At 42.2% G+C, this 24,370-nt stretch carries 25 protein-coding genes; 17 read left to right on the top strand and 8 right to left on the bottom strand.

Features of this window, described 5'->3' with window-relative positions; all coding sequences use genetic code 11:
- Nucleotides 1-14 precede the first annotated feature (14 nt).
- From GPDM_RS15125 to GPDM_RS15115, 3 genes are all read right to left on the bottom strand, one after another.
- Complete coding sequence (locus tag GPDM_RS15125) at nucleotides 15-1,493, bottom strand: phytoene desaturase family protein (RefSeq protein ID WP_008432724.1); 1,479 nt, start codon at nucleotides 1,491-1,493, stop codon at nucleotides 15-17.
- Between the two features lie 106 nt (nucleotides 1,494-1,599).
- Nucleotides 1,600-1,926: a four-helix bundle copper-binding protein gene (locus tag GPDM_RS15120; protein WP_008432723.1), complete on the bottom strand. Its 327-nt coding sequence runs from the start codon at nucleotides 1,924-1,926 to the stop codon at nucleotides 1,600-1,602.
- A 99-nt stretch (nucleotides 1,927-2,025) separates the two neighbouring features.
- Nucleotides 2,026-2,280, bottom strand: a complete 255-nt coding sequence (locus tag GPDM_RS15115) for an SHOCT domain-containing protein (protein WP_008432722.1) — start codon at nucleotides 2,278-2,280, stop codon at nucleotides 2,026-2,028.
- Nucleotides 2,281-2,460: 180 nt separating this feature from the next.
- On the opposite strand from GPDM_RS15115, the gene GPDM_RS15110 reads away from it, so the two are divergent.
- From GPDM_RS15110 to GPDM_RS15090, 5 genes are all read left to right on the top strand, one after another.
- Nucleotides 2,461-3,000: a GNAT family N-acetyltransferase gene (locus GPDM_RS15110; RefSeq protein ID WP_008432721.1), complete on the top strand. Its 540-nt coding sequence runs from the start codon at nucleotides 2,461-2,463 to the stop codon at nucleotides 2,998-3,000.
- 103 nt (nucleotides 3,001-3,103) lie between these two features.
- Complete coding sequence (locus tag GPDM_RS15105; protein ID WP_008432720.1) at nucleotides 3,104-3,829, top strand: ABC transporter ATP-binding protein; 726 nt, start codon at nucleotides 3,104-3,106, stop codon at nucleotides 3,827-3,829.
- On the top strand, nucleotides 3,826-4,845 hold the full coding sequence (locus GPDM_RS15100; RefSeq protein ID WP_008432719.1) for an ABC transporter permease: 1,020 nt from the start codon (nucleotides 3,826-3,828) through the stop codon (nucleotides 4,843-4,845). The genes GPDM_RS15105 and GPDM_RS15100 overlap by 4 nt, the downstream gene beginning before the upstream one ends.
- Before the next feature lie 779 nt (nucleotides 4,846-5,624).
- Nucleotides 5,625-5,909, top strand: coding sequence for a DUF5316 domain-containing protein (locus GPDM_RS15095; protein ID WP_008432718.1), 285 nt, complete (start codon nucleotides 5,625-5,627; stop codon nucleotides 5,907-5,909).
- Nucleotides 5,910-5,927: 18 nt separating this feature from the next.
- Nucleotides 5,928-6,680, top strand: coding sequence for a class I SAM-dependent methyltransferase (locus GPDM_RS15090; protein WP_008432717.1), 753 nt, complete (start codon nucleotides 5,928-5,930; stop codon nucleotides 6,678-6,680).
- 35 nt (nucleotides 6,681-6,715) lie between these two features.
- On the opposite strand, the gene GPDM_RS15085 is transcribed toward GPDM_RS15090, so the two are convergent.
- Nucleotides 6,716-7,072, bottom strand: coding sequence for a DUF1801 domain-containing protein (locus GPDM_RS15085; RefSeq protein WP_008432716.1), 357 nt, complete (start codon nucleotides 7,070-7,072; stop codon nucleotides 6,716-6,718).
- Nucleotides 7,073-7,085: 13 nt separating this feature from the next.
- Nucleotides 7,086-7,604 carry a helix-turn-helix domain-containing protein gene (locus GPDM_RS15080; RefSeq protein ID WP_008432715.1) on the bottom strand — a complete coding sequence of 173 codons (519 nt, stop codon included), beginning with the start codon at nucleotides 7,602-7,604 and terminating at the stop codon, nucleotides 7,086-7,088.
- A 161-nt stretch (nucleotides 7,605-7,765) separates the two neighbouring features.
- On the opposite strand from GPDM_RS15080, the gene GPDM_RS15075 reads away from it, so the two are divergent.
- From GPDM_RS15075 to GPDM_RS15065, 3 genes are read left to right on the top strand one after another with little or no spacing between them, the layout of a single operon-like run.
- Complete coding sequence (locus tag GPDM_RS15075) at nucleotides 7,766-9,079, top strand: MFS transporter (RefSeq protein WP_008432713.1); 1,314 nt, start codon at nucleotides 7,766-7,768, stop codon at nucleotides 9,077-9,079.
- A gap of 24 nt (nucleotides 9,080-9,103) precedes the next feature.
- Nucleotides 9,104-10,087 carry an ornithine cyclodeaminase family protein gene (locus GPDM_RS15070; protein ID WP_008432712.1) on the top strand — a complete coding sequence of 328 codons (984 nt, stop codon included), beginning with the start codon at nucleotides 9,104-9,106 and terminating at the stop codon, nucleotides 10,085-10,087.
- A gap of 46 nt (nucleotides 10,088-10,133) precedes the next feature.
- Nucleotides 10,134-10,433 (top strand): hypothetical protein, encoded by a 300-nt coding sequence (locus GPDM_RS15065; RefSeq protein ID WP_039863459.1) that lies wholly within the window; start codon nucleotides 10,134-10,136, stop codon nucleotides 10,431-10,433.
- A gap of 192 nt (nucleotides 10,434-10,625) precedes the next feature.
- Here GPDM_RS15065 and GPDM_RS15060 read toward each other — a convergent pair whose 3' ends face one another.
- Nucleotides 10,626-11,186 carry a maltose acetyltransferase domain-containing protein gene (locus tag GPDM_RS15060; protein ID WP_008432710.1) on the bottom strand — a complete coding sequence of 187 codons (561 nt, stop codon included), beginning with the start codon at nucleotides 11,184-11,186 and terminating at the stop codon, nucleotides 10,626-10,628.
- A 115-nt stretch (nucleotides 11,187-11,301) separates the two neighbouring features.
- Here GPDM_RS15060 and GPDM_RS15055 point away from each other — a divergent pair, with 115 nt between their 5' ends.
- Nucleotides 11,302-11,943, top strand: a complete 642-nt coding sequence (locus GPDM_RS15055; RefSeq protein WP_008432709.1) for an alpha/beta family hydrolase — start codon at nucleotides 11,302-11,304, stop codon at nucleotides 11,941-11,943.
- A 125-nt stretch (nucleotides 11,944-12,068) separates the two neighbouring features.
- On the opposite strand, the gene GPDM_RS15050 is transcribed toward GPDM_RS15055, so the two are convergent.
- The gene (locus GPDM_RS15050) at nucleotides 12,069-13,166 is read right to left on the bottom strand and encodes an ABC transporter ATP-binding protein (protein WP_008432708.1); all 1,098 of its coding nucleotides are present in this window, start codon (nucleotides 13,164-13,166) and stop codon (nucleotides 12,069-12,071) included.
- Nucleotides 13,167-13,273: 107 nt separating this feature from the next.
- Nucleotides 13,274-14,164 carry a PucR family transcriptional regulator gene (locus tag GPDM_RS15045; RefSeq protein ID WP_008432707.1) on the bottom strand — a complete coding sequence of 297 codons (891 nt, stop codon included), beginning with the start codon at nucleotides 14,162-14,164 and terminating at the stop codon, nucleotides 13,274-13,276.
- Between the two features lie 155 nt (nucleotides 14,165-14,319).
- On the opposite strand from GPDM_RS15045, the gene GPDM_RS15040 reads away from it, so the two are divergent.
- The 8 genes from GPDM_RS15040 (at nucleotide 14,320) to GPDM_RS15005 (ending at nucleotide 24,232) form a co-directional block, all read left to right on the top strand.
- The gene (locus tag GPDM_RS15040; protein WP_008432706.1) at nucleotides 14,320-15,909 is read left to right on the top strand and encodes a glycoside hydrolase family 13 protein; all 1,590 of its coding nucleotides are present in this window, start codon (nucleotides 14,320-14,322) and stop codon (nucleotides 15,907-15,909) included.
- Nucleotides 15,910-15,933: 24 nt separating this feature from the next.
- Nucleotides 15,934-16,806 carry an ROK family protein gene (locus tag GPDM_RS15035; RefSeq protein WP_008432705.1) on the top strand — a complete coding sequence of 291 codons (873 nt, stop codon included), beginning with the start codon at nucleotides 15,934-15,936 and terminating at the stop codon, nucleotides 16,804-16,806.
- Nucleotides 16,807-17,032: 226 nt separating this feature from the next.
- A complete protein-coding gene (locus tag GPDM_RS15030; protein ID WP_008432704.1) occupies nucleotides 17,033-18,337 on the top strand; it encodes an ABC transporter substrate-binding protein in 1,305 nt (434 codons plus the stop codon).
- Nucleotides 18,338-18,959: 622 nt separating this feature from the next.
- Complete coding sequence (locus GPDM_RS15025) at nucleotides 18,960-19,820, top strand: carbohydrate ABC transporter permease (RefSeq protein WP_008432702.1); 861 nt, start codon at nucleotides 18,960-18,962, stop codon at nucleotides 19,818-19,820.
- Nucleotides 19,820-20,635 (top strand): carbohydrate ABC transporter permease, encoded by an 816-nt coding sequence (locus GPDM_RS15020; protein ID WP_008432701.1) that lies wholly within the window; start codon nucleotides 19,820-19,822, stop codon nucleotides 20,633-20,635. Before GPDM_RS15025 ends, GPDM_RS15020 begins: the two co-directional genes overlap by 1 nt.
- A 13-nt stretch (nucleotides 20,636-20,648) precedes the next feature.
- Nucleotides 20,649-21,668, top strand: coding sequence for a LacI family DNA-binding transcriptional regulator (locus tag GPDM_RS15015; RefSeq protein ID WP_008432699.1), 1,020 nt, complete (start codon nucleotides 20,649-20,651; stop codon nucleotides 21,666-21,668).
- A 12-nt stretch (nucleotides 21,669-21,680) separates the two neighbouring features.
- On the top strand, nucleotides 21,681-23,318 hold the full coding sequence (locus GPDM_RS15010; RefSeq protein ID WP_008432698.1) for a glycoside hydrolase family 13 protein: 1,638 nt from the start codon (nucleotides 21,681-21,683) through the stop codon (nucleotides 23,316-23,318).
- Nucleotides 23,319-23,665: 347 nt separating this feature from the next.
- Entirely contained in the window at nucleotides 23,666-24,232 is a 567-nt protein-coding gene (locus GPDM_RS15005) for an MEDS domain-containing protein (protein ID WP_008432696.1), read from the top strand.
- The last annotated feature ends 138 nt before the right edge of the window (nucleotides 24,233-24,370 follow it).

Genomic DNA, 24,370 nt, shown 5'->3' with positions numbered 1-24,370 from the left:
CTGCAGTGGTTTTTCTAGATTAATCGCTTGCCAGAAACCGAGCGTGCCGCGTGAATACCACTTGCAGCAGCGCCAATTGTACCGCCGCCTGGAAAAATGTGATCGCCACAAACATACAGGTTAGGCAAACCAGAATGGTGTGAAATCGAATGAAACAAAGCGGCATCTAAAGTTTGAGGAAATCCACCGACCAAGCCGTTAACACGACCCGCAAAACGTTCCCAAGCTTTAGGTGCGCCGCTCTCCATATGAACAATTGCCTCACGAAATCCAGGAATCACATGTTGGATCGTTTGCAGCATCCGTTCGGTTAATACTTCGCGGGTTTCTTCGTACTTTTCTTGGCTGTTCCATTCTTCGATACGTGAATGCGTTGAAATCGTTACCGTTTGAAAGCCTGCAGGCGCACGCAATTCGTCATCTGGAAGAGAAGCAGACATGAAGAAATGACCGCCTTCAGCAAACCCATCGCCAGTTGAAATTTGCCTAAATGCCGGTAAAGGCTCATCGAGTTTCGTCGAATCAACGGCTAGATAAAGCGTCAATGTTGTCCAGGTTTCTCCAGCAATACCGTCGCGCAAAGACACTTTCAGCTTGGCTACAAGTTCTGGGGCTAAAATTTTTGGCAATTGCTGAATCGGCACATTTAAAATAACATCGGATGCTTCATATGTATTGCCGCGATGATCGGTAGCAATCCAGCCATTCCCGTGAGCTTGTAATTTTTCAATAGTACGTCGTTTTTTTAATACGCCACCGCTTTCTGTTAAGCTGTCGCCCATTAGTTCAGCAAAACGATACAAGCCGCCCGGTACGTAATAAGCCCCTTCATGGTAAATATCTAGTGCGACTGCAGCCAATAAATACGCAACATCTTCACTATCTGTTTGCATACTATCAATTAACAATCCATCCAGCATATGACGAAATTCGTGCAGTTCACTGAGGCCATGCTTTTTTAAACGCTGACCTAAGGTTTGATTGAAAAAAGGGAGCAGTTTAATGTGGTGAGGACGCATTGATTTAACCAAATAAGCCCACTCGTTTGCGGTAGCAGGTGGCAGGGCAGGAAGCGGATCCATTAACGTGCGGACAGTCGTAGCTACAGCAAAAACTTCTTTATAAAACGCTCGAATTTTTTCGCTGTGAGATGGAAAATGAGCAACGATGCCGTCAACGTGTTGCGCCCGGTCTTGGTGAAACACGAAAGTCGCAGCCGGATGAACCATCTCCATCACACGCTCAAGTGGTTCGATGGACATCGGTTTGCCGAGGTAACGAAAAACACGTTCGTGAATACCGCCTGGCTCTAACCCCATTCCGAGCGTTGCACCAACGGGAAATAAATACTTATGACGTTTAAATTTACTAGCACAGCCGCCCAGTTCTGAAGACGCTTCGAGCAAGGTTACAGACCAACCGTCTTTGGCAAGCAGTGAGCCTGCTGTTAAACCGCCAATCCCCGCACCGACAACCAATACATGTCGAGTCATCCGAATCCACTCCTTTGCTTATATTATGAAGAAAAGCGGACTTTCCTGCCAATACAAAAGCCCGGTCGCAGAGAATTTTTCTGCGACCGGGCTTTTCTGGAGAGAATTATGCTACGTTACGGCAAGCTTCTGCGCATTTTGCACAAGCATCTGCACATTTTTTGCAGTGATCGTGATCGTGTTTAGAACATTCTTCTGCGCATGCGTCACAAATTGTTGCACAAGCTTTTGCTAGTTCTGCAACAAACGGTGAATTGCGTGTAATGGCGTGCTCAAGGTAAGCACAAATGTCCGCACATTCTCGGTCTAGACGAATGCACTGCGCCATCATTTTTACATCATCTTCTTGTAAGCACGCGTCAAAACAATGGTTGCATGCTGCTGCACAATCGTGCAAAGTCTTAATCAGTTCTGCATGTTGTTCAGTTGCCATCAATAAAACCTCCAATTTCAGATTTTGTTGCTTCTCTTTTTAGGTTCCCTTTAATTTGGAAATTAAACGGAAAAGAAAAGCTCCACAAAAACTGCACAATTAGTTTTTTGATGACGTCTTTAACGAACGCAATTGCTCATCGTATTGCTCTTTAGTAATTTCACCTTTTACATAACGTCGACGTAACGCTTCAATTGCTTGATCTGATTCATGCGGTTCCGTACGCGCTGCATTTTTTCGTGCTTTGATCAATGTAAACCATAAAGCAGCACCAATTAGAGACAACACAATGATAAAGCCAACAGCAATTGTGACACCAAGCGCCTGGTTCCCAGGTGTGAAAAACTCGCTCATTATTTTCAACTCGCTTTCTTTCGTGAAATTTTTATAAAAATGACTATCTCCATACCTTACGGTTAGTGTAGTTCACCCTTTAGATAAATGCAATGAACGGAAATATTTGGTGGCAATTATAGTAATTAGTATATAGAAATTATGCTACGATAGATGCATACAATAAAAGGGGTGATTTCCATGTTCATACATAAAATTGATGAAGACTTATCGCTGAAAGTTTTAGAAGTGCGTGATGCAGATCGGATTTTCGAATTGACTGACGGATCGAGAACATATTTAAGAGAATGGTTACCTTGGCTCGATTTCACAACAAAAGTAGAAGACACGAGAGATTTTATTAAATCCGGTAGCAGTAATTTTGTTGAAGGCAAATCTTTAGGCGCTGCTATTTTATACAAGGGAGAGATTGTGGGAGTTGGAGGCTTTAATAGTATTAATGCAGCCAATAAAACTGCCTATATTGGCTATTGGCTCGGACAGGAATATCAAGGAAAAGGAATCATGACGCGTGTTTCTAAAGCTTTAACTGATTATGCACTGACTGAACTCAAGTTAAACAAAGTTGAGATTCGTGCAGCCGCAGAAAATCACAAAAGCCGCAGCATTCCTGAACGTCTAGGATATAAAGAAGAAGGCACTATTCGCCAAGCGGAATGGCTATACGACCATTACGTCGATCACGTAGTTTACGGTATATTGGCTGAAGAGTGGAAATAAGAGGAAGTTCGAACAAAGCAGCGAAATTGTTGCTTTGTTTTTTTTAGAATGAGCGTACAATAAAAAGTAACACGAAGATTTTATTCGACTGGAGGGAATGCACATGAAGAATAGCATCTCCATCAATAAACTTAGTAAAGCCTATGGCAAAGCGGGCGTACTGAAAGAAGTAGACTTGCAAATTGCAGAAGGTGAAATTTTTGGCTTGATTGGACCCTCAGGATCAGGAAAAACAACGTTAGTTAAAATGATTGTTGGAATTGAATCTGCGACGAATGGGACAGTAGAAGTGCTGGGTAAACGAGTCCCTAATTTAACATTGCTCGAAAATATTGGTTATATGGCTCAAGAAGATGGCTTATACCCTGAATTGACGGGGAAAGAAAATTTAAGCTTTTTCGCATCACTATACAAAATGAAGAAGGCGGACTTGAAAGACCGAATTGCTTATGCTGCAGATTTGGTCGAGTTGACCGACGAGTTAGGAAAAAAAGTCGCGGCTTATTCAGGTGGTATGAAACGGCGCTTGTCTTTAGCGATTGCGCTTGTTCACGATCCGCAAATTTTAATTCTTGATGAGCCAACTGTCGGTATCGACCCAGAACTTCGCATATCCATCTGGCGGGAATTGATGACATTAAAAAAAGAGCAAGGAAAGACGATTATCGTAACCACTCACGTAATGGACGAGGCAGAAAAATGCGACCGCATTGCCATGGTGCGTGAAGGTGGAATTTTAGCAGCTGGAACACCGGCTGAACTGAAAACGACATATGGTGCAACTGATTTAGAAGAGGTCTTTCTGCAAGCAGGGAGGGATGCACGATGAGAACGCTAGCCCTAATTCGACGCATCATGCTGCAATTACTTCGCGACAAACGAACAATGGCTTTGCTGTTTTTTGCTCCGCTAATTGTGCTGACTTTAATGTATTTTTTCTTTAATGGCGAATCAGAAGACCCGAGACTCGCAGTGGTCGGAGGCAGTGAACCGCTCATGACGGCGATGGAAAACGCATCAATTGATGTGATTTCTTACGATGAAGCTGACAATCAAACTATCATTTCAGATAATCTCGCAGGATTATTGGAAATAAAAGACGGCAGTTTCCAAGTGGTTTTGGAAAACAATGACCCAAGCACATCTCGTGGATTGCTCATGAAAATTACGCAAATCGCAGCGATGCAAGGGGGAGGAAATGCGCCGAGCATAGAAACCAAATACATTTTTGGGGATGAAGATACCGCATTTTTTGATGTACTCGGACCAATACTAGTCGGCTTTTTCGTGTTCTTTTTTGTATTTCTCATTTCAGGCATTGGCTTGTTAAAAGAACGCGTATCGGGAACATTGGAACGCTTATTAGCAACACCAATTCGTCGCTGGGAAATTGTTGTGGCTTATTTAACAGGCTTCGGCATTTTTGCGATTATCCAAACCATTATCGTTGTGTTTTACTCGATCCAAGTATTGGATATGATCATGATCGGTCAAGTATGGCACGTTATACTTGTCAATTTAATGCTGGCGTTAGTAGCGCTGTCACTTGGAATTTTGTTATCTACATTCGCATCGTCTGAATTCCAAATGGTTCAATTTATCCCGATTGTCGTTATTCCACAAATCTTTTTTGCCGGTATTATCCCACTCGAAGGCATGGCCGACTGGCTGCAAAACCTCAGCCGCATCATGCCGCTATATTACGCAGCCGATGCCTTAAAAGCGATTATGTACCGAGGAGAAGGATTAGCCGATATTTCAAGCAACCTACTAGCACTCGCTGCTTTTGCGATAGTGTTTATCTTTATGAACATCTTCGCTTTAAAACGCTACCGAAAATTATAAAAGTATTTCAACTGTCTGCTTTTGTGGACAGCTTTTTTTATAGGGGTAAGGGGTTAGCGCAGTTCGCCTAGGCGAACTGCTAGGCATTATAAGGGTGTGGGTTTTGGGTAAGGGGTTGTGGAGTTTGAGGTGTGTGTAAAGAACGGAAAAGTTCATGTAAAGAGTTTAAAAGTTCGTGTAAGAGAGCAAAAAGTTCATGTAAGGGTCGCAAAAGTTAGTGTATAAATCGCGATGCGTGTAAAGAGCGGAAAAGTTCATGTAAAGAGTTCAAAAATTCATGTAAGAGAGTGAAAAAGTTCGTGTAAGAGCCGCAAAAGTTAGTGTATAAATCGCGATGCGTGTAAAGAGTGGAAAAGTTCATGTAAAGAGTTCAAAAGTTCGTGTAAGAGAGTGAAAAATTCATGTAAGAGTCGCAAAAGTTAGTGTATAAATTGCGGTGCGTGTAAAGAGCGGAAAAGTTCATGTAAAGAGTTTAAAAGTTCGTGTAAGAGAGCAAAAAGTTCATGTAAGAGTCGCAAAAGTTAGTGTATAAATCGCGATGCGTGTAAAGAGAGGGAAAGTTCATGTAAAGAGTTCAAAAATTCATGTAAGAGATCGAAAAGTTCATGTAAGGATCGCAAAAGTTGCTGTATAAATCACCACCCACCCAAAGATTCGAAAACCACACATAACAAGAAAACAAATTTCCAACTCTCCGACTACCTCAATCGGGTGACATTTGATAAAATTAACAAGCAGGTGAATTTTAGCCACATACAGTATCTAAAGGAGAGAACATAATGAAATACTTTTTAGCTGGAACAGCGATTGCTTTAATTGGTGTGCTGGTTGCGTATTTGCTAAATGATTGGTCATTAATTTACATGATCAGCGGCATTGTTGCTGGCGTTGCATTGATATGGGGCGTTTTGGCATTGGGCACTGGTAAAAACAAGTCAACAAGAACAACAAGTTCAGAAAAACGTCGCGAAAAGCAACAGCGCGTGACAAAAATGAAAAACGCAGTGATGGTGGCTGTGCCGAATATAATTGCAGTAATCGTCAACTTAGCGATGATTTCATAAAAAGGATGGGGTGAGGCGTTGTTAGGGTATTACAGCAAGTTGTCGTCAGAAGTGTACGATCTCGACAAGCCGATTGGCAGTTCGTTCGGGGATATTGAATACTACTTGGAACGACTCCGTTCGTGTAAAGGCCGTATTTTAGAACCAGCTACGGGAACTGGGCGCATGCTTGTACCGTTGCTTGAAAAAGGGTTCGAAGTAGATGGATTTGATGTATCCGAAGAAATGCTGACAGTGTGCCGAGCCAATTGTGAAAAGCACGGCTTCAATCCGAATTTATTTCATGCAAAAATGGAGTCGTTTTCGGTTGATCAAAAGTATGCAGCCGTTGTGATTCCAACTGGAACATTCCTATTGCTTGATGAACGAGAAAAATCGCTAAAAGCGCTTCGAAACTTCTACAATCACTTAGAAACAGGCGGGCGATTAATTGTCGACTTGGATGTGCCAGCAGGCGTCGAACTAGAGAAAACGTCTACTCGAACATGGCAAGCGCTTAATGGCGATACGTTAACCGTGGAAAGCAAGAAAATCAAAGTAGATTGGATTCAACAAACCTTTGTTTCACAAGGGCGTTACGAGCGCTGGCGCGAAGGGAAGTTGATCGAAACCGAACTCGAACGCTATCCGATGCGTTGGTATGGCGTGGAAGAATTCCGTACCCTTTTAAAAAACATTGGTTTTAAAGAGATTTCGATTTCATCGGGCTATCAGTTTGATCAGTACCCAAAAAACGCAAACTCCATCATCACATACGAAGCGACAAAATAAGAAAACCGAGGTGCAATTGCACCTCGGTTTTTATTTTATTTCCGGTTTAATTCCACTGCATCCCAAATCAATAATTTCAGTTCATCGCTTTGAATGTCATCGGTCCGGTTCAAGCGAACATGACGCATTTTTTTGCCGTCGCCTTCGAGTAGATTGGATTCGTCACGAAGTTCCGCGCCGCGGTAAAAGCCGAAATTGACATGCCCTTTTGCCGTTTGCATATAACACACGAGACCTTCTTTGGCATAACTCGGCTTTGACCATTTAAAGCCTTCGTCCATTTCTGGGTAAGCTTCGAATACCAATGTGCGGAGTTCAGAAACAATGTCTTGTACTGGATTTTCTAACCCTTCGATAAATTCATCTACTTGCGGATCTTTGACTGGATGCATAGACAGATTCCCCTTAATTCGTTTTGGATGATACGAGTAAAAATTGTACATCGTGCTCCGTTAAGTTAAACCAATAATGTCGTTTACGTGCATCAAACATGATGGATTGTCGCTCAGTAAGTTCGGTACGTTCGCCGTCCACCTCGACAGTTAACACCCCATCCAATACGAATAAAAACTCATAACCGCTATGGGCAAATGGATTGCCTTCGGATTCAGCCGGTTTCATGATTACTAGCATTGGGACTAAATTTGCTTCTTTAACACCGTGTGATAAATCTTTGTAATGGAATTTTTCAAGTCGCGATTCCCAATCGGTTTTTTCGGTTTCATTGGCGAAAAAAAGACTAGGGTCGACATTCAAGGCATCCGCTATTTTGCGCAGCGACTCTAATGTCACGCTCGACTTTCCGCGTTCAACTTGCGATAAAAAGCTAATGGAGACATTGGTTTGCTCTGCTAACTCTTTCAAGGTCAATTTGCGCTCCTTGCGAAGACTTTTTAATGTTACCCCAATTGTTCCATTCGGCATGCAGAAACCCCTCTTTACTAAATGTTCTGTCTCTATCATAACGTACATCCACTAAAAATAAAATTTAAGAAGTTCATTGACAGAATATTGCTAACTGACTAAACTGTTGAAAAGGGATAATTAAAGTGTCACTTCAATTTATTCGTAAAGGGGAAGTTAGAATGGATAAAAAGCAAACACGCAAAGTTTTGACGGCAAGTCTTGTGGGAAGTTCGATTGAATGGTTTGATTATTTTTTATACGGCACCATGGCAGCATTAGTATTTAATCAATTATTTTTTGTCAACGAAGATCCAACAGTCGGGTTAATGCTCGCTTACGCATCTTTTGCCTTATCATTCTTTATTCGTCCATTTGGCGGCATTATCTTTAGTCATATCGGCGACCGCATTGGCCGTAAAAAAACATTGGTAATCACATTGAGTTTAATGGGCTTTGCCACGTTCGCGATGGGCTTATTGCCAACTTATCAAGCAATTGGAGTTGCAGCACCGATTTTGTTAATCACCCTTCGTTTGATCCAAGGACTTGGGATAGGTGGAGAATGGGGCGGCGCATTACTACTTGCGACAGAATATGCACCACCTGAAAGACGCGGGTTTTTTGGGAGTATCCCACAAATGGGCGTTACGATCGGAATGGTGATGGGAACTTTGGCGCTGTACTTGATGACTTTATTGCCAGAAGCGGCATTTATGAGCTGGGGCTGGCGCGTACCGTTTATCTTGAGTGCGTTTCTAGTATTGTTTGGTCTTTGGATTCGTAAAGGCATTGATGAAACACCAGAATTTAAAGCAGTCCAAGCATCTGGTGAGATTCCGAAATTACCGATTGTGGATACATTAAAATATCACTGGCGTGAAGTGTTAATCGCGATTGGAGCAAAAGTTGTTGAGACAGCACCGTTTTATATTTTCGGGACATTTGTTGTATCGTACGCAACAACAAATCTCGAGTTTTCAAGAACAGCTACACTCGCAGCCGTTATGATTGCAACGGTGATTACGACGATTTTGATCCCGATTATGGGCGCATTGTCTGACTGGATTGGACGCAAGAAAATGTATGTGACTGGCGCTGTAGCAATGGGCTTGTTCGCTTTCCCTTACTTCTGGATGTTGCAACAAGGTTCTGTGTTACTTTTAATCGTTGCGACAATCATTGGACTAGGCGTTATTTGGGCGCCAATCACAGCGGTACTTGGAACAATGTTCTCAGAAATTTTTGATGCAAAAGTTCGTTACACGGGAGTTACATTAGGCTATCAAATTGGTGCAGCATTAGCAGGGGGAACAGCACCTTTAGTGGCAACATTCTTGCTAGCAACATTTGATAACTCTTACGTACCGGTCGCATTGTATATCATGTTAACAGCCGTGATTTCGTTGTTATCTATCTGGGCAGTAAAAGATTTAAGTGGCACCCAAAAACAAGAAAAAGCAGCTACATTAGTAGCGAAGGAAAGCCGCGTTTAAGCGCATATTTTTAGGAGGGTATTCATGCTTATCATCAACGAACAACAGATTCAGCAACAATACGATATGAGTGACGCCATCCGCGACGTAACAGAAATGCTTCGGGCAAAAGAGCAGGGCCAGATTAATAACCCGCATCGCACCGTCCTTAGCTTTCCAGAACGCCAAGCATCCGCACTTTATATGCCAAGTGCAGATATGGTCAATAAAATCTCAGGCGTGAAAATCGTCACCATCTTTCCGGAAAATCCAGCACAAAACAAACCGACGACTCAAGGTGTGATTCTTTTGTCAGACGGAGATAACGGAGAACATGTGGCGATGATGACGGCATCGTATTTAACGCGATTGCGCACAGGTGCACTTAGCGGAATTGCAACGGATTTGTTGGCACGAAAAGATAGCCGCGTACTGACTGTGATCGGTACAGGCGGCATGGCGTTCGAGCAAGTGCTTGGCGTATTAGCAGTGAGACCCATCGAAAAAATTATTTTAGTCAACCGCACACCCGAAAAAGCACAGCGGTTTGGTAAACGACTTGTTGAATTTGGTATCAACATCCCGTACACAGTCGAAACAACTGTGTCAGTAGCCGTTCAGCAAGCAGACATTATTTGCTGCGCCACCCGCTCGAACGATCCGGTGTTTAACGGAGACGACTTAAAACCCGGTACGCACATTAACGGCGTTGGTTCCTATTTGCCAAGCATGCGCGAAGTGGATGAAACCACAATCTTACGCGCTGATAAAATTGTCGCTGACGACTTACCAGGCGTTAAAGACGAAGCCGGCGAATTAATCCACACCGTGAAAACGGGTGCGTGGTCATTCGATCAATTGCACGCAGAACTCGGGCAAGTTGTTGCCGGAAATGCTGCAGGCCGTGAGTCGGAATCGGAAATCACTTTCTTCAAATGCGTAGGTGCGGCTTATTTTGATCTCGCTGTAGCCAAAGGTGTTTACCGCAAAATCAAAGCAAATGGCACGGGCATAGAAGTAGAGATGTAAAGGTGATTGATCCTCCAAGCGGCACATGTCGCTTGGGGGATTTTTTTTGTTGGGGAGTGGTGAGGGGTTATGTGAAGTTTTTGGGTCTTTACATGAACTTTTGAGCTCTTTACCTGAACTTTTAGAGTCTTTACCGGGATGGCGATTTATACATGAATTTTTGAGCTCTTTACCTGAACTTTTCGCACTCTTACCTGAACTTTTAGAGCTTATACCTGAACTTTTAAAGTCTTTACCGGGATGGCGATTTATACATGAATTTTTGGAATCTTTACCTGAACTTTTCGCACTCTTACCTGAACTTTTGAAGCTTATACCTGAACTTTTAGAGTCTTTACCGGGATAGCAATTTTTACATGAACTTTCGAACTCTTTACCTGAATTTTTAGCGCTTTAACAAGAACTTTTAAAGCCTTTAAAAAAATCAAAATCGCTACACCAAATTCCCAACATATTCTTTACAAAAAATTCGCTTTTTCATAATTTATTTGTATAATGATGGAAAGTAAAAAAAGCAACGCACCGGAGCGCATTGCTTTTATTCCTCAATTTGTTTAATGATTCGTGCGGGATTGCCACCTACTAATGTATTCGCAGGTACGTCTTGGGTAACGACGGCGCCAGCTGCGATGATCGCATTGTCGCCAATGGTGATGCCCGGATTAATAATGGCCCTGCCGCCGATCCAGACATTGTCGCCGATTGTGACGGGTTTTCCAAATTCTTTGCCGGAGTTTCGCGCAACGGCATTTAGCGGGTGAGTGGCTGTGTATATATGGACTCCCGGGGCAATCATGCAATTGTCGCCAATCCGGATTTCGCAAACATCGAGAAACACGCAGTCAAAATTGGCATAAAAATTATCGCCTACGTGAATGTTGTATCCGTAATCACATCGGATGGTGGGTTCGACATGAATCATTTCGCCAGTCGAGCCAAGTAATTTTTTTAGCAAGTCAGCACGATCTTGGCCGTCCATTTCGGTTGTTTCGTTAAACAGCCGGCTAAGTCGGCGAGCGTTCATGCGATTTTGGCGCAGTACCGAATCGGCTGGATCGTACATTTCACCCGCGAGCATTTTGTCTTTTTCCGTCCTCATTTGTTAGCCTCCCCGAAAAATTAATGGTAAATCGATTGTATCATAGCTAATTTCAAAAATATTTAGTAAACTTATGGAATATTCTTTATAATAGAGAGAGATAGGAGTGAAAATTATGAAAGCAATTAACAACAAAGTCGTAGGTTACAAGGGGATTGAAGTACCTTATACCGTGATGCTAACAGAAGATTACACAAAAAAATTGGCTATTTTCTTGCCAGGTGCTGGATATACAACAAAAAGTCCGCTTTTCCATTTCGCAGAAGAAATTTTCTTAAATGCAAATTACGATGTGTTGCGAGTAAACTACCAATACACAGACAAAGCATATGACGAGTTCACGATGACTGAATTAAACGAAGCGATTGTTCACGATGTGCGTTTAGTAATTAGCCAAGTGCTTAAAGGAAGAAACTATCAAGACTTTTACTTGGTCGGCAAATCGCTTGGTACGATTGCGATGGGAACTGAAATGCTGCGCCCAGAATTTAGCGATGCTAAAGCTGTATGGGTAACACCATTACTAAATCAAGAACAGGTGCTCAACACAATGGTCAACAGCAAAAACGAAGCATTATGCTTTATTGGCGACAAAGATCGCTATTACTCAGCAGGTGCTTTCGAGTTGTTAAAAGCAAACCCGAATTTAAAATCGACACTATTGCCAGATATTAATCACCGCTTGGATTGCCAAAACGATCCACTCAAATCGATTGATGCTTTGAAACAAATCATTGCTGGCATTAAAGAATTTTAACAACTAGCTGCCCTTTTGGGTGGCTTTTTTTATGGAGTATTAGTCGTCGTTTAGATAATTAAATAAAATCGCCGCTAAATACAAAAAACCACCGAGTCATACTCGGTGGTTAACAAAACGCTCGATTAACGGATACGTAATTCAGAGTCGCCATCAAAGAAATGGGCTTTATTCATATCAAATGCAAGGTCAACTGTAGATTCAGCTTCAACGTTAAAGCGAGAGTCAACGCGTGCAACAAAATCTTGGTCATCAATTTTCGAGTAAAGAATGATTTCCGCACCCATCAATTCAGCAACATCGATATAAGCTTGAATCTTTGTATGTGGTGAATGTTCCAAGAATAGCGGCTCATCGTGAATATCTTCAGGACGGATGCCAAGCACTAGGTTTTTGTTTTCGTAACCTTGATCTTGAAGCATTTTTAGCTTGCTGTCTGGAATAAGAACTTTGGAATCGCCTATTACAAAATGGCTACCAACTAATTTGCCAGTTAAGAAGTTCATAGAAGGAGATCCAATAAATCCGCCAACAAACATGTTTTCTGGTAAGTCGTAAACTTCTTTTGGCGTGCCGACTTGTTGAACAAAGCCATCTTTCATAACAACTAAACGAGTTGCCATTGTCATAGCTTCTGTTTGGTCGTGCGTTACGTAAACAGTCGTCGTTTGTAGACGGCGGTGTAATTTTTGGATTTCTGCGCGCATTTGTACACGTAATTTCGCATCCAGGTTGGATAAAGGCTCATCCATCAAAAAGACTTTAGCGTCACGGACAATCGCACGGCCTAAAGCGACACGTTGGCGCTGACCACCTGATAGCGCTTTCGGTTTACGGTTTAAGTAATCATCTAGTCCTAAAATTTTTGAAGCGTTAGCAACACGTGCTTTAATCTCATCTTTTTTCATTTTGCGTAGTTTCAAACTAAACGCCATGTTTTCATAAACAGTCATATGCGGGTACAAAGCGTAGTTTTGGAAAACCATCGCGATGTCGCGGTCTTTAGGTGATACGTCGTTAACGCGTTTGTCGCCGATATACAAATCACCGTCTGTAATATCTTCTAATCCTGCGATCATGCGAAGCGTTGTTGATTTCCCACAACCTGAAGGTCCAACTAGTACTAAAAATTCTTTATCACGAATTTCTAAGTTAAAGTCTTGAACCGAAACTACACCTTTTTCGTATTCTTTTTTGATATTAACTAATGTTAAGCCCGTCATTTGGTTTCCCCCAATAATCTGTTTGTCATTGGTAACAGCTTAACCGAATGACGAGGTAGAGGAAATATCAAAATTGCCTAAAAAATCAAATCCGTTTTTGTGCACATTTACTTTTCGATGAGAATCGCTAAGTAAACGGCCAGCGCATCATGAAATTTTCGAACATCAATACCGGTGTTTTCGTAAAAGCGATCAAAGCGGTACTGCAAACTATTGCGATGCATATGCAAAGCTTTTGCCGTTTCGGAGATATTTAAGTTATTGCGTACGAATACCTCAATCATTTTCATCGTTTCTTCATCGCCTTGATAATCTTGCAAAACCGATTTTTTTATTTCATTCTGGAATGGCTCGGGTGTTTGGTCGATCAATAAATACGGTACGGCATCGGTATAACTGATGACGGTTTTTTTCGAATACAGGCTAATGGTTTTTGCGCCGTCTACCATCGCGCGGTAATGAGCGGTAGCTCCGTCCAAACTTGCACGAAGTGGTCCAACAAAAAAATGGATTTTGATATACAAATCGCTCATCAACACATCGATAATTTCATCATAAGAAATCGGGCCATCTTCTTTTGTGACGTATTCCACCAAAATTCCTTGATGGTCGTTTTCCCACAAAATCGGTACGTGCTGTGCATAAAAATCTTGAACCGCTTGCTTAAACGCTGTAGGGCTAATTTGTTTTTCTTGAATGGAAAAATGCACAAAGCGATACGGAGAATGTAATGAAAAGGTCTGCGCATCAGTGGAAAGCTCAGGATTAACCGCAGCCGACCACTTTTTTTCTTCGTCTGTCAGCACCGGAAAAGTCGGATTGTAAGGCGTTAAAAATGTCGTAAGCAAAGACATATCTCTTGGGGCTAGGTCCTTTTCGTGAATGCCGACAATTTTGCCATCAGCCAGTGAAAACCATTTATAAGCTGAATCTGAAGAAAGTGTGCTTTGGTCAAACAGTTGAAGCGAAGGATAGAGTTTTTTTAATTGATTGATCATCGAATACCTCTTTTCGCAGGTTTTAGCGTTCTGAAGAATTGCATAATTTACTCATTATACAATAAAACCACAGTTTAAATTAAGTAGTTGGCAAAACAGCGGATTCATGTATGATGTTAGAATAGTAATCACTTTACGAGAAAAGGGGCATCTTGATGACTGAATGGTGGAAAAAATCGACTGTGTATCAAATTTATCCGCGAAGCTTTATGGATTCAAATGGCGATGGAATCGGCGATATTCGTGGGATTATCCAGAAACTCGATTACTTGCATGAGCTCGGTGTAGATATTCTTTGGCTATCGCCTGTGTATGATTCACCGAACGATGATAATGGCTATGACATTCGTGATTATTACAAAATCATGAAAGAATTTGGCACGATGGCAGATTTTGATGAGCTACTCCAAAAAGTACACGCGCGTGACATGAAATTGGTCATGGACCTTGTAGTCAACCATACGTCTGATGAGCATGCTTGGTTTAAAGACCATCCCGATTTTTACATATGGCGCGATCAGCCAACCAATTGGCGCTCGTTTTTTGGAGGATCGACGTGGGAGTACCAAAAAGAACGCAACCAATATTACTTGCATTTGTTTTCCAAAAAGCAGCCAGATTTAAACTGGGAAAACCCAGATATGCGAAACGCCGTTTACGAAATGATGCGCTGGTGGCTGGATAAAGGTGTAGATGGTTTCCGGATGGATGTCATCAACATGATTTCAAAAGTTCCAGATATGCAAGATGCACCAAATGGCGATGCGAGCAGCCAATTTATGAACGGCCCTAACGTTCACACGTACTTAAAAGAAATGAACAAACAAGTGCTGTCTCATTACGATATTGTCACAGTGGGTGAATCACCAGGTACTACACCAAAAGAAGCCCGCGACTATACCGCTGCACAAAACCAAGAACTCAATATGATTTTTACGTTCGAACATATGGACCTTGACCAAGCATCGGGGGAGAAATGGGATTTAAAGCCGCTCGATTTGACCGATTTAAAAGAGAATCTGGAAAAATGGCAGCACGGTTTACACGAAGAAGGCTGGAACAGTTTGTACTGGAACAACCACGACCAGCCGCGCATTGTATCGCGTTTTGGCAACGATCAGCAATGGCGTGTCGAGTCAGCTAAAATGCTCGCAACGTGTCTACATTTTATGCAAGGCACACCGTATATTTATCAAGGCGAAGAATTGGGCATGACCAACGTTCGTTTTGAGGCGATTGAAGAATATGAAGACATTGAGACCATCAATATGTATCAAGAAAAGCGTGCAGCGGGAATTTCACATGATGACATCATGAAGAAAATCTACGCTAAAGGTCGTGACAATGCACGAACGCCGATGCAATGGTCAACCGAACCAAATGGTGGCTTTACAACAGGTACACCATGGATCAAAGTAAACCCAAATTATACAGACATCAATGCGACGCAGCATCAAGATCCAGATTCCATATATCAATACTACAAAAAGCTTATCGCGTTCCGTAAAAACATGAACATCATCACGCATGGTGACTTCGAATTATTGCACCGTCAAGACAAAGAATTATTCGCATATACGCGTACATGGAACGAAGAAAAATTGACCGTTTACTGTAATTTTTCAAGTCAGCAAAAAACAGTAGAACGCCCACAAGGCGACAGATTAATCGGCAATTACGATCGTCAAAACGACGAAGACGAATTAGTACTCGAGCCATACGAAGCCGTTGTTTATTACAAATAAAAACGAAGACCATAAGGAGGAGCCATGGAAAAAGTATTAGGAGTCGACATAGGTGGTACAAAAATCCGCATGGGCATCATTGACGCTAGCGGTCAAATTATATACGAAGAAAAAATTCCGACGATCATTCCGCTTTATCCATACCTTGAAGAAAACATTTTGCGCATATTAGCAGAACAGCCAGAAGTTCAAGCAATTGGCATTGGCACGCACGGCTTTGTTGATCCAAAACAAGGAAAAGTAATTTACGCGGCAGAAACTTTGCCAGGATGGACCGATACGCCAGTTAAAGAATGGCTCCAAAAAGCAACAGGCAAACGCGTCGAAGTCGAAAACGATGCAAATGTTGTGGCACTTGCAGAAGCAAAGTTTGGTGCGGCGCAAGGACTGGATCGTGTCGTGGTGTTAACGCTTGGTACCGGTCTTGGCGGTGGCGTATTATGGGACGGCAAACTATTGAGTGGTGGACCACACGGGGGTGCGGCAGAACTTGGCCATATGATTCTCTATCCAAACGGAGTGAAATGTGCGTGCGGTCGACTCGGATGCAGTGAAATGTATGTATCCGGAACAGCATTGCAGCGCCGCATTAAAGAAGCAGGGCTACTAGTAACACCACCTGAGCTGTTTGAAAATGCCAAAACCGATCCCGCTGCTAAAAAAGTTGTAGAAGAATTTACAGCTGACTTAGCGCTAGTCATTAGTAGTTTGCAAGCGGTCTTTGATATGGAAATGGTTATTATCGGTGGTGGTGTATCAGAAGCGGCAGGCTTATGGATGACTTCACTGCAGGAAAAGATGGATACCATTTTATTAAATCCGGTGCCGGTAGAAGTCGCACAGTTTGAAAACGATGCCGGCATTTTAGGTGCAGCATTATTAGTTCTTGAAAATTAAATCGGTAAATTGGCGTAGGAGCGGAGAAAGAAACCGCTCCTTTTTTCTTTTATTAAGGCCAGGGAAAAAGTTTTTTAATTATTTTAAAAAGAGACCTTGTGCAAACGTTTTCATAATGATATGATACAGATAATTAATTTTTGGGAACAAGCTCCAGTCCGTTCTCATTTTTTATTTGATACTTTGTGCAAACGATTTCACAAACATTCTAAAGGGGGATTTACTGATGAAAGAATTAAAGTTCAGCAAGGGGTTAGTCGCATCATTGATGTTATCAGCAGCAGTTTTAGCAGGATGTAGTAGTGATGGAGAAAAAGAAGAGTCTGGCGCAGAAGGCGAACAAGTTACGGTTGATATTTTCCAATTTAAAGTGGAATTCAAAGAACAATTTGAAGATGTAGTGGCACTTTACGAAGAAGAAAATCCAAACGTTAATATTGAAATCACAACAGTTGGTGGCGGCGAAGATTACGGCGCAGCACTTCGTTCACGCTTTGCATCTGGCAACGAACCCGCAATCTTTAACATCGGTGGACCTCAGGATGTAGCGGACTGGAAAGACAGCTTAGCAGATTTAACAGACACAGCAGCATCAGGCGCAGCTCTTGAAGGCACACTTGATGGCGTTACAGTTGAGTCTGAAGTACTTGGACTTCCTTATAACCAAGAAGGTTATGGCTTTATCTACAACACACGTCTATTCGAAGAAGCAGGAATTGATCCTACATCAATCACGGATTACGCATCACTTGAAGAAGCTGTGAAAACATTGGATTCGAAAAAAGACGAACTTGGTCTTGAATCGGTATTCGCTTTCCCAGGTAAAGAAACTTGGGTAACAGGACTTCACTTGTCGAACACATTCTTAGCACCTGAATTCGACAACAATGTATTAACTGCATTTGACGCAGAAACAGTTGACTTCAAATACGGAGAAGGCTTCAAGAAAATCGTTGATTTGCAAAACGAATACTCGAAACAACCAACAGTTAGCCTTGATTACTCGCAACAAGTAGAAGAATTGTTCTCACTTGAGCGCGTAGCGATTATCCAACAAGGAAACTGGGCTTACGGTTCAATCGCTGGCATCGACCAAGAACTTGCGGACAGCGGTGTTGGCCTTATGCCAATTCCTGTAGAAGGCATGGATAATGCTGGACTACCAGTTGGCGTACCAATGTATTGGGGCGTAAACAAAAAAGCTGACGAAGCAGTTGTCGAAGAATCAAAAGCATTTTTAGACTGGTTATACACATCTGATGCAGGTAAAACAGCTGTATTGGAAGACTTCAAATTTATTCCAGCTTACGAAGGTTACGATACATCAAAAATCTCTGATCCAATGTCGAAAGCTATCTACGACGCTTCTGAGTCTGGTAACACAATCGGATGGGTATTCATGGGTTACCCAACTGGATGGGGACAAGACGAACTTGGCTCGAACATCCAAAAATACCTAAGCGACGAAGCAAGCTGGGACGAAGTTATCGACTCAGCGAAAGAAGCTTGGAAAACAGACAGAGCTAAATAAGCAACTTGCAAGCTAATGATCATTATGAGCGTTTCAAACAAAGTAGCCTCTGTGCTACTTTGTTTTGTTACTAGGGTAAATTAAAAAGTTTAAGCCGCCCCGGACGCTTTGGGCATGGCTCACACAATAAGTCGAGAAGAGCGCTCGTCTTATTGCTCCGCCTAGCCCGTAGACGCGCCGGTGCTAAGAGACTTGCTAGATACAAAGTGAGAGCAGCTGTTTTGTATCTAGGGAAAATTGAGAAGTTTAAGCCGCCCCGGACGCTTTGGGCATGGCTCACACAATAAGCCGAAAAGAACACTCGTCTTATTGTTCCGCCTAGCCCGTAGACGCGCCGGCGCTAAGAACTTGCTAGATACAAAGTGAGAGCAGCTAGTATTGCTACTCGAAAAATAAAAGATAGGTAGCAAAACGGCGGAGACGCCTGCGGGAAAGCGAGACAGCCGAGACCCTGCAGGAGCAGAGCGACGAAGCGGCTTGGCGCTCGCCCGCGGCAAGCGCAGCTGTTTTGCGGACTATCGCTAACCAAATCAAAATTAAAAGAGGAAAGGCGTCCGTCTAGAGCGATTTTTCAACCAAATCTAAAATTAACCGAACAACTCAAGAAAGGAATGATGCCTGTATGCGTACAAAAGATTTATCTTATTGGTTGTTTCTTGCCCCTGTCTTATTGGCACTTACGCTAGTCGTCATCGTTCCGATGCTACTAGGCGTCTATTACTCCTTCACCACTTGGAACGGCATAAATACAGGTGAGTTTGTTGGATTCCAAAACTACATCGACTTATTCCACGATCAGCGTTTCTTGGATTCGCTTTGGTTCACTACAAAATTCTCAGTAGTATCTGTTATTTTAATTAACGTAATTGGCTTGTCGCTTGCACTTCTTGTGACAGGTCGCGTTCGCTCAAGCAAATTATTGCGTACAACATTCTTTATGCCGAACTTAATCGGTGGATTAATTTTAGGTTTCATTTGGCAGTTTATCTTCATTAAAGTATTTGCAAGTGTCGGTGAAATTATCGGCATGGAAAGTTTACAAGGCTGGTTGTCTACAACAGACACTGGGTTCTGGGGCTTGGTTATTTTAATGAGCTGGCAAATGGCTGGTTACATTATGGTTATCTATATTGCTTATTTGGAAGGGATGCCAAAAGAATTGCTGGAGGCGTCTGAAATTGATGGAGCTTCATCGTTCCAACGTTTCCGTTTTGTCATCTTCCCACTTGTGGCACCTGCGTTTACCGTCAGCATGTTCTTGACGCTGTCGAATACGTTTAAATTGTATGATCAAAACTTGTCGCTAACAGGCGGCGGACCTTACAACTCTACAGAAATGGTTGCGATGGAAATCTTCAAGACGGCGTTTATGCAAAATGCCTTTGCTTATGCACAAGCGAAAGCTGTTATTTTCTTCATCATCGTAGCGATCATCGCACTTGTCCAGGTGTATCTGAACAAACGTAAGGAGGTCGAAATGTAATGAAGAAAAAGTGGAATATTAAACTAGAAGTTCTCGGCTTATTGTTAGCGATTTTGTGGCTAGCGCCGTTTTATCTGATGTTCGTGAACTCGTTTAAATCAAAAAAAGAAATCTTTATGGATACGATTAGCCCTCCAGAAAGCTGGAGTTTTGATAACTACATCAAAGCATTCGAAGAACTTGATTTTATGCAAACTTTATTTAATTCGTTGTTAATCACTGTCATTAGTGTTGTGTTGATTATTATATTCTCTGCAATGGCAGCCTACGCGTTATCACGCGCTAAAAGTAAGCTTAGTACAGTATTGTTTTTCACATTCGTTGCAGCGATGTTAATTCCGTTTCAGTCTGTAATGATTCCGCTTGTTACGGTATTCGGGAAGTTTGACATGCTAAACCGCGGCGGGTTGATTTTCATGTACATCGGCTTTGGCGCAAGTCTTTCGATTTTCTTGTATCACGGCGCATTAAACAATATCCCACGCTCACTTGATGAAGCGGCGACAATTGATGGTGCTAACCGTTGGCAAGTGTTCTGGCATATTATTTTCCCAATCTTGAAACCAATTACGGTAACAGTTGCGATTCTTAACATCATTTGGATTTGGAACGATTATTTATTGCCGTCACTTGTTATTAATACCCCAGGAAGTGAAACGATTCCATTGAAAATGTTCTTCTTCTTCGGTGAATACACGAAGCAATGGCATCTAGCACTTGCCGGATTAACACTAGCTATCGTCCCAGTTATCATTTTCTACTTCTTTGCACAGCGCGAAATCATCAAAGGAGTATCGGATGGAGCAGTAAAATAAGGGAGACGGTTAAATGGCAATCACGATTAAAGATGTGGCGAAAAAAGCGGGCGTCTCACCAGCCACCGTTTCCCGCGTAATCGCAGATAATCCGAGAATCAGTGTGAAAACAAAAGCAAAAGTGCGGGAAGTCATGGAAGACATGGGGTATTACCCAAACTTCCAAGCCCGCAATTTGGTGGCAAATAAAAGCCGGACACTCGGCATCATTATGGAAAACTCAGCGGCATTGGCTTTTCAAAATCCGTTTTTTCCTGAAGTATTGCGCGGCATTTCAACCCAAGCTCATGACAGTAAATATGGTTTGTATTTATCAACGGGTGCCACTCAAGAAGAAATTTACCAAGAAGTTGTGGAAATGGTACAAGGTCGACGAGTCGATGGCATTATCCTGTTGTATTCAAAAATTGGCGATCCGGTACTGGAGTTTTTAAGACAAAGCGAATTGCCATTCGCAGTTGTCGGGCGTCCACATCAAGAACCGTGTTCCGTAACATATGTGAATAACGATAATATCAATATCGCGAAAGACACGGTTGAATACTTGATTGGTTTGGGTCATCATCATATTGCATTTGTGGGAGGAGCGACGGATTTTGTCGTGTCTATTGACCGAATGCAAGGGTATAAGCAGGCGCTTGCTGAGCACCAGATTCCATTTGATGTGGATTATACGGTGAACCAAGATTTTATCCAAGGCAAAGAACGCGAATCGATTCGACGGCTGATGGCACTTCCGATTCCACCGACAGCAATCGTCACACACGATGACATGGTGGCGTACGAAGTAATCGGCTATCTTGAAGATTTAAAAATTGGAGTGCCAGATGATGTTTCCATTATTGGATTTAACAACCACACCATTTCAAGGTATTTAAAGCCGCCACTGAGCACAGTAGACATCTCTATTTATGAGCTGGGCCTGCGTGCGGCAGAGTTGGTATTAGAGAAAATAACAGACGAATCGACACCTTCTAAACAAGTCACGGTTCCTTCACGCCTGATTGAAAGAGGTTCGTGTCGACGTCTTTGAGAGGGATCGAATATGACTAAAAAATGGTGGAAAGAAGCAATCGTTTATCAAGTCTACCCACGAAGTTTTATGGATTCGAACGATGATGGCTTAGGCGATATTAATGGTGTCACAAGTAAATTGGATTACTTAAAAGACTTAGGCATCGACGTGATTTGGATTTGTCCGATGTACAAGTCACCAAATGACGACAATGGTTATGACATTAGTGATTATCAAGCTATTTTAGAAGAATTTGGTACGATGGACGATTTTGAACGACTGATGGAAGAAGTACATGCTCGTGGCATGAAGTTGATTATCGATTTGGTTATCAACCACACGAGTGATGAACACCCGTGGTTTTTGGAATCAAGTTCATCACGCGATAATCCAAAGCGCGACTGGTATGTGTGGCGCGACGAACCGTTAAACTGGGAAAGTATATTTGGCGGACCTGCTTGGGAATACGATGAAAAGACGAAGCAATACTATCTTCATATCTTCTCGAAAAAGCAGCCTGATTTAAATTGGGAAAACCCAGAAGTACGCAACGAACTTTATAAAATGATTAACTGGTGGATTGATAAAGGAATCGACGGTTTCCGTGTAGATGCCATTAGCCACATTAAAAAAGAATACGCAAACACAGCAGGTGCAGGCGATCATGTATTTGTGCCGTCATGGGAAAAATTCATGAACGTCGATGGCATCCAACCGTTATTAAAAGAGTTGCACGAAGAAACGTTCAGTAAGTACGACATCATGACAGTCGGCGAAGCAAATGGCGTTTCTGCAGATGAAATCGATGAATGGGTCAGCGAAGAAAGCGGCAAATTCAATATGATCTTCCAATTTGAAGACATCGATTTATGGAATACGGAAATAAGCAACGGCGTTAATGTGCCAGAACTGAAAAAAGTATTGAGCAAATGGCAAGACAAAGTAAACGGTGTCGGCTGGAATGCATTATTTATCGAAAACCATGACAAGCCGCGCGTTGTCTCTACGTGGGGCGACGATCAATACTACTGGCGTGAAAGTGCGACCGCTTTAGCGTGTATGTATTTCTTCATGCAAGGTACGCCATTTATTTACCAGGGACAAGAAATTGGCATGTCGAACGCACCGTTTGAAGAACTTGATCATTTTGATGACGTTCACACGCATAACTTATACTTCCACAAAAAAGAAACGGGTATGGACCATGAAAGCATCATGACGCTTTTGCGCGCGACAAGTCGCGACCATTCACGAACGCCGATGCAATGGGACAACACGTTGCATGCAGGCTTCTCAGAAGAAATGCCGTGGATCAACGTCAACCCCAATTACGAGTGGCTAAACGTTGAAGCACAAGAAAACGATCCACATTCAGTATTAGCCTTCTATAAACAAATGATTTGGCTACGCAAAAATATGGACGTCATCGTTTACGGCGAATACAAACTAATTGAAATGGGGCACGATTCGGTATTTGCCTATACGCGCGAGTCGGCGGATGATAAAGTACTGATCGTTACGAACCTCGGTCAGCACGCGTGCTTATGCGCGGTTCACCCAGAAGATTCCACATTGCTATTAGCCAATTATAAAAACATCGATCCTGAACAATTGCTTCCATATGAAGCACGTGTTTACAAAATTCCAAAAGACGCAGTTGTTGGGTGAGTAAAAGCCGAAGAGAGGTTAACTTTCTTCGGTTTCTATTTGTGTTGAGAGTGGAGTTTTAATAAGAATGAAATCGGTCTTTACATGTGTAATTTTCATCTTTACCTGAACTTTCGAGCGCTTTACATGAACTTTTAAAGTCTTTATATGGATGGAGGCTCTTTACCAGAAGTTTGCGTGTCTATACTCGTACTTTTCGAAGTTATACATGAAGTTTTGAAGCTGTTACATGAAGCATAGCATGGGTTGCATCCAATAGTCCCTAGGCAAATCGGGGGACAGGTGTTCTTTTATTGTGTATACTTAGTCTAGTAAATAGCCATATTGAATTTCCAAGGGGTGACAGAATGAACAAAAACATGCTGCAATTATTTGACGCTCGGCACGATGTCCACGTGCTATACGCGTATGATGAGATTCGGAAATACATCGAACACGTCGTCGCTTATGCCAAGCATGGCGTAGAAGCAGGGGACCATATCATCTTGATTGAGAATCCTCGCTTATCACCAGATATCCATGCTGAATTGAAGAGCCAGCTAACAAAAGAACAGATGGAATTCGTTCATTTTGTAAAAAGCTTTGATTTTTATTTCTCGAGCGGTAGTTACCATCCGCCTGCAATTCAAGCTTATTTTGAAAAAATGCTCGAACCGCTTTTGGAAAAACAAGCAACTTTCAGAGCGTGGGCACACGTAGAATGGGCATCTGGAGAAGTACCTATACATTTGATAGAAGACTTCGAAAAAATTATAGATGTTTCAGTAAAGAACTATAAATTTCCATGCATTTGCGCTTACGACAATACGCTTCTACAAGACGACATTAGAAACGTTTTACTAGAAAAGCATCCATATATATTGGCAGAAGACGATATTGTCGTCTCTGATTTATACGTAAGTACAGAAGCTTAAAAGCACCGTCGAGTTCTCGGCGGTGCTTTTTTTGTATAGAAGAACTTTTACATGAATAAAATCATCTTATACCCACACATTTCGAGCTGTTACATGAACTTTTGATGCTCTTACATGAACTTTTCAGGCCTTTACACG

This window comes from Planococcus donghaensis MPA1U2 (assembly GCF_000189395.1).
Lineage (GTDB): Bacteria > Bacillota > Bacilli > Bacillales_A > Planococcaceae > Planococcus > Planococcus donghaensis_B.
Note: the sequence above shows the minus strand (reverse complement) of the source record. Positions and strands in the feature narration are given on the sequence as shown.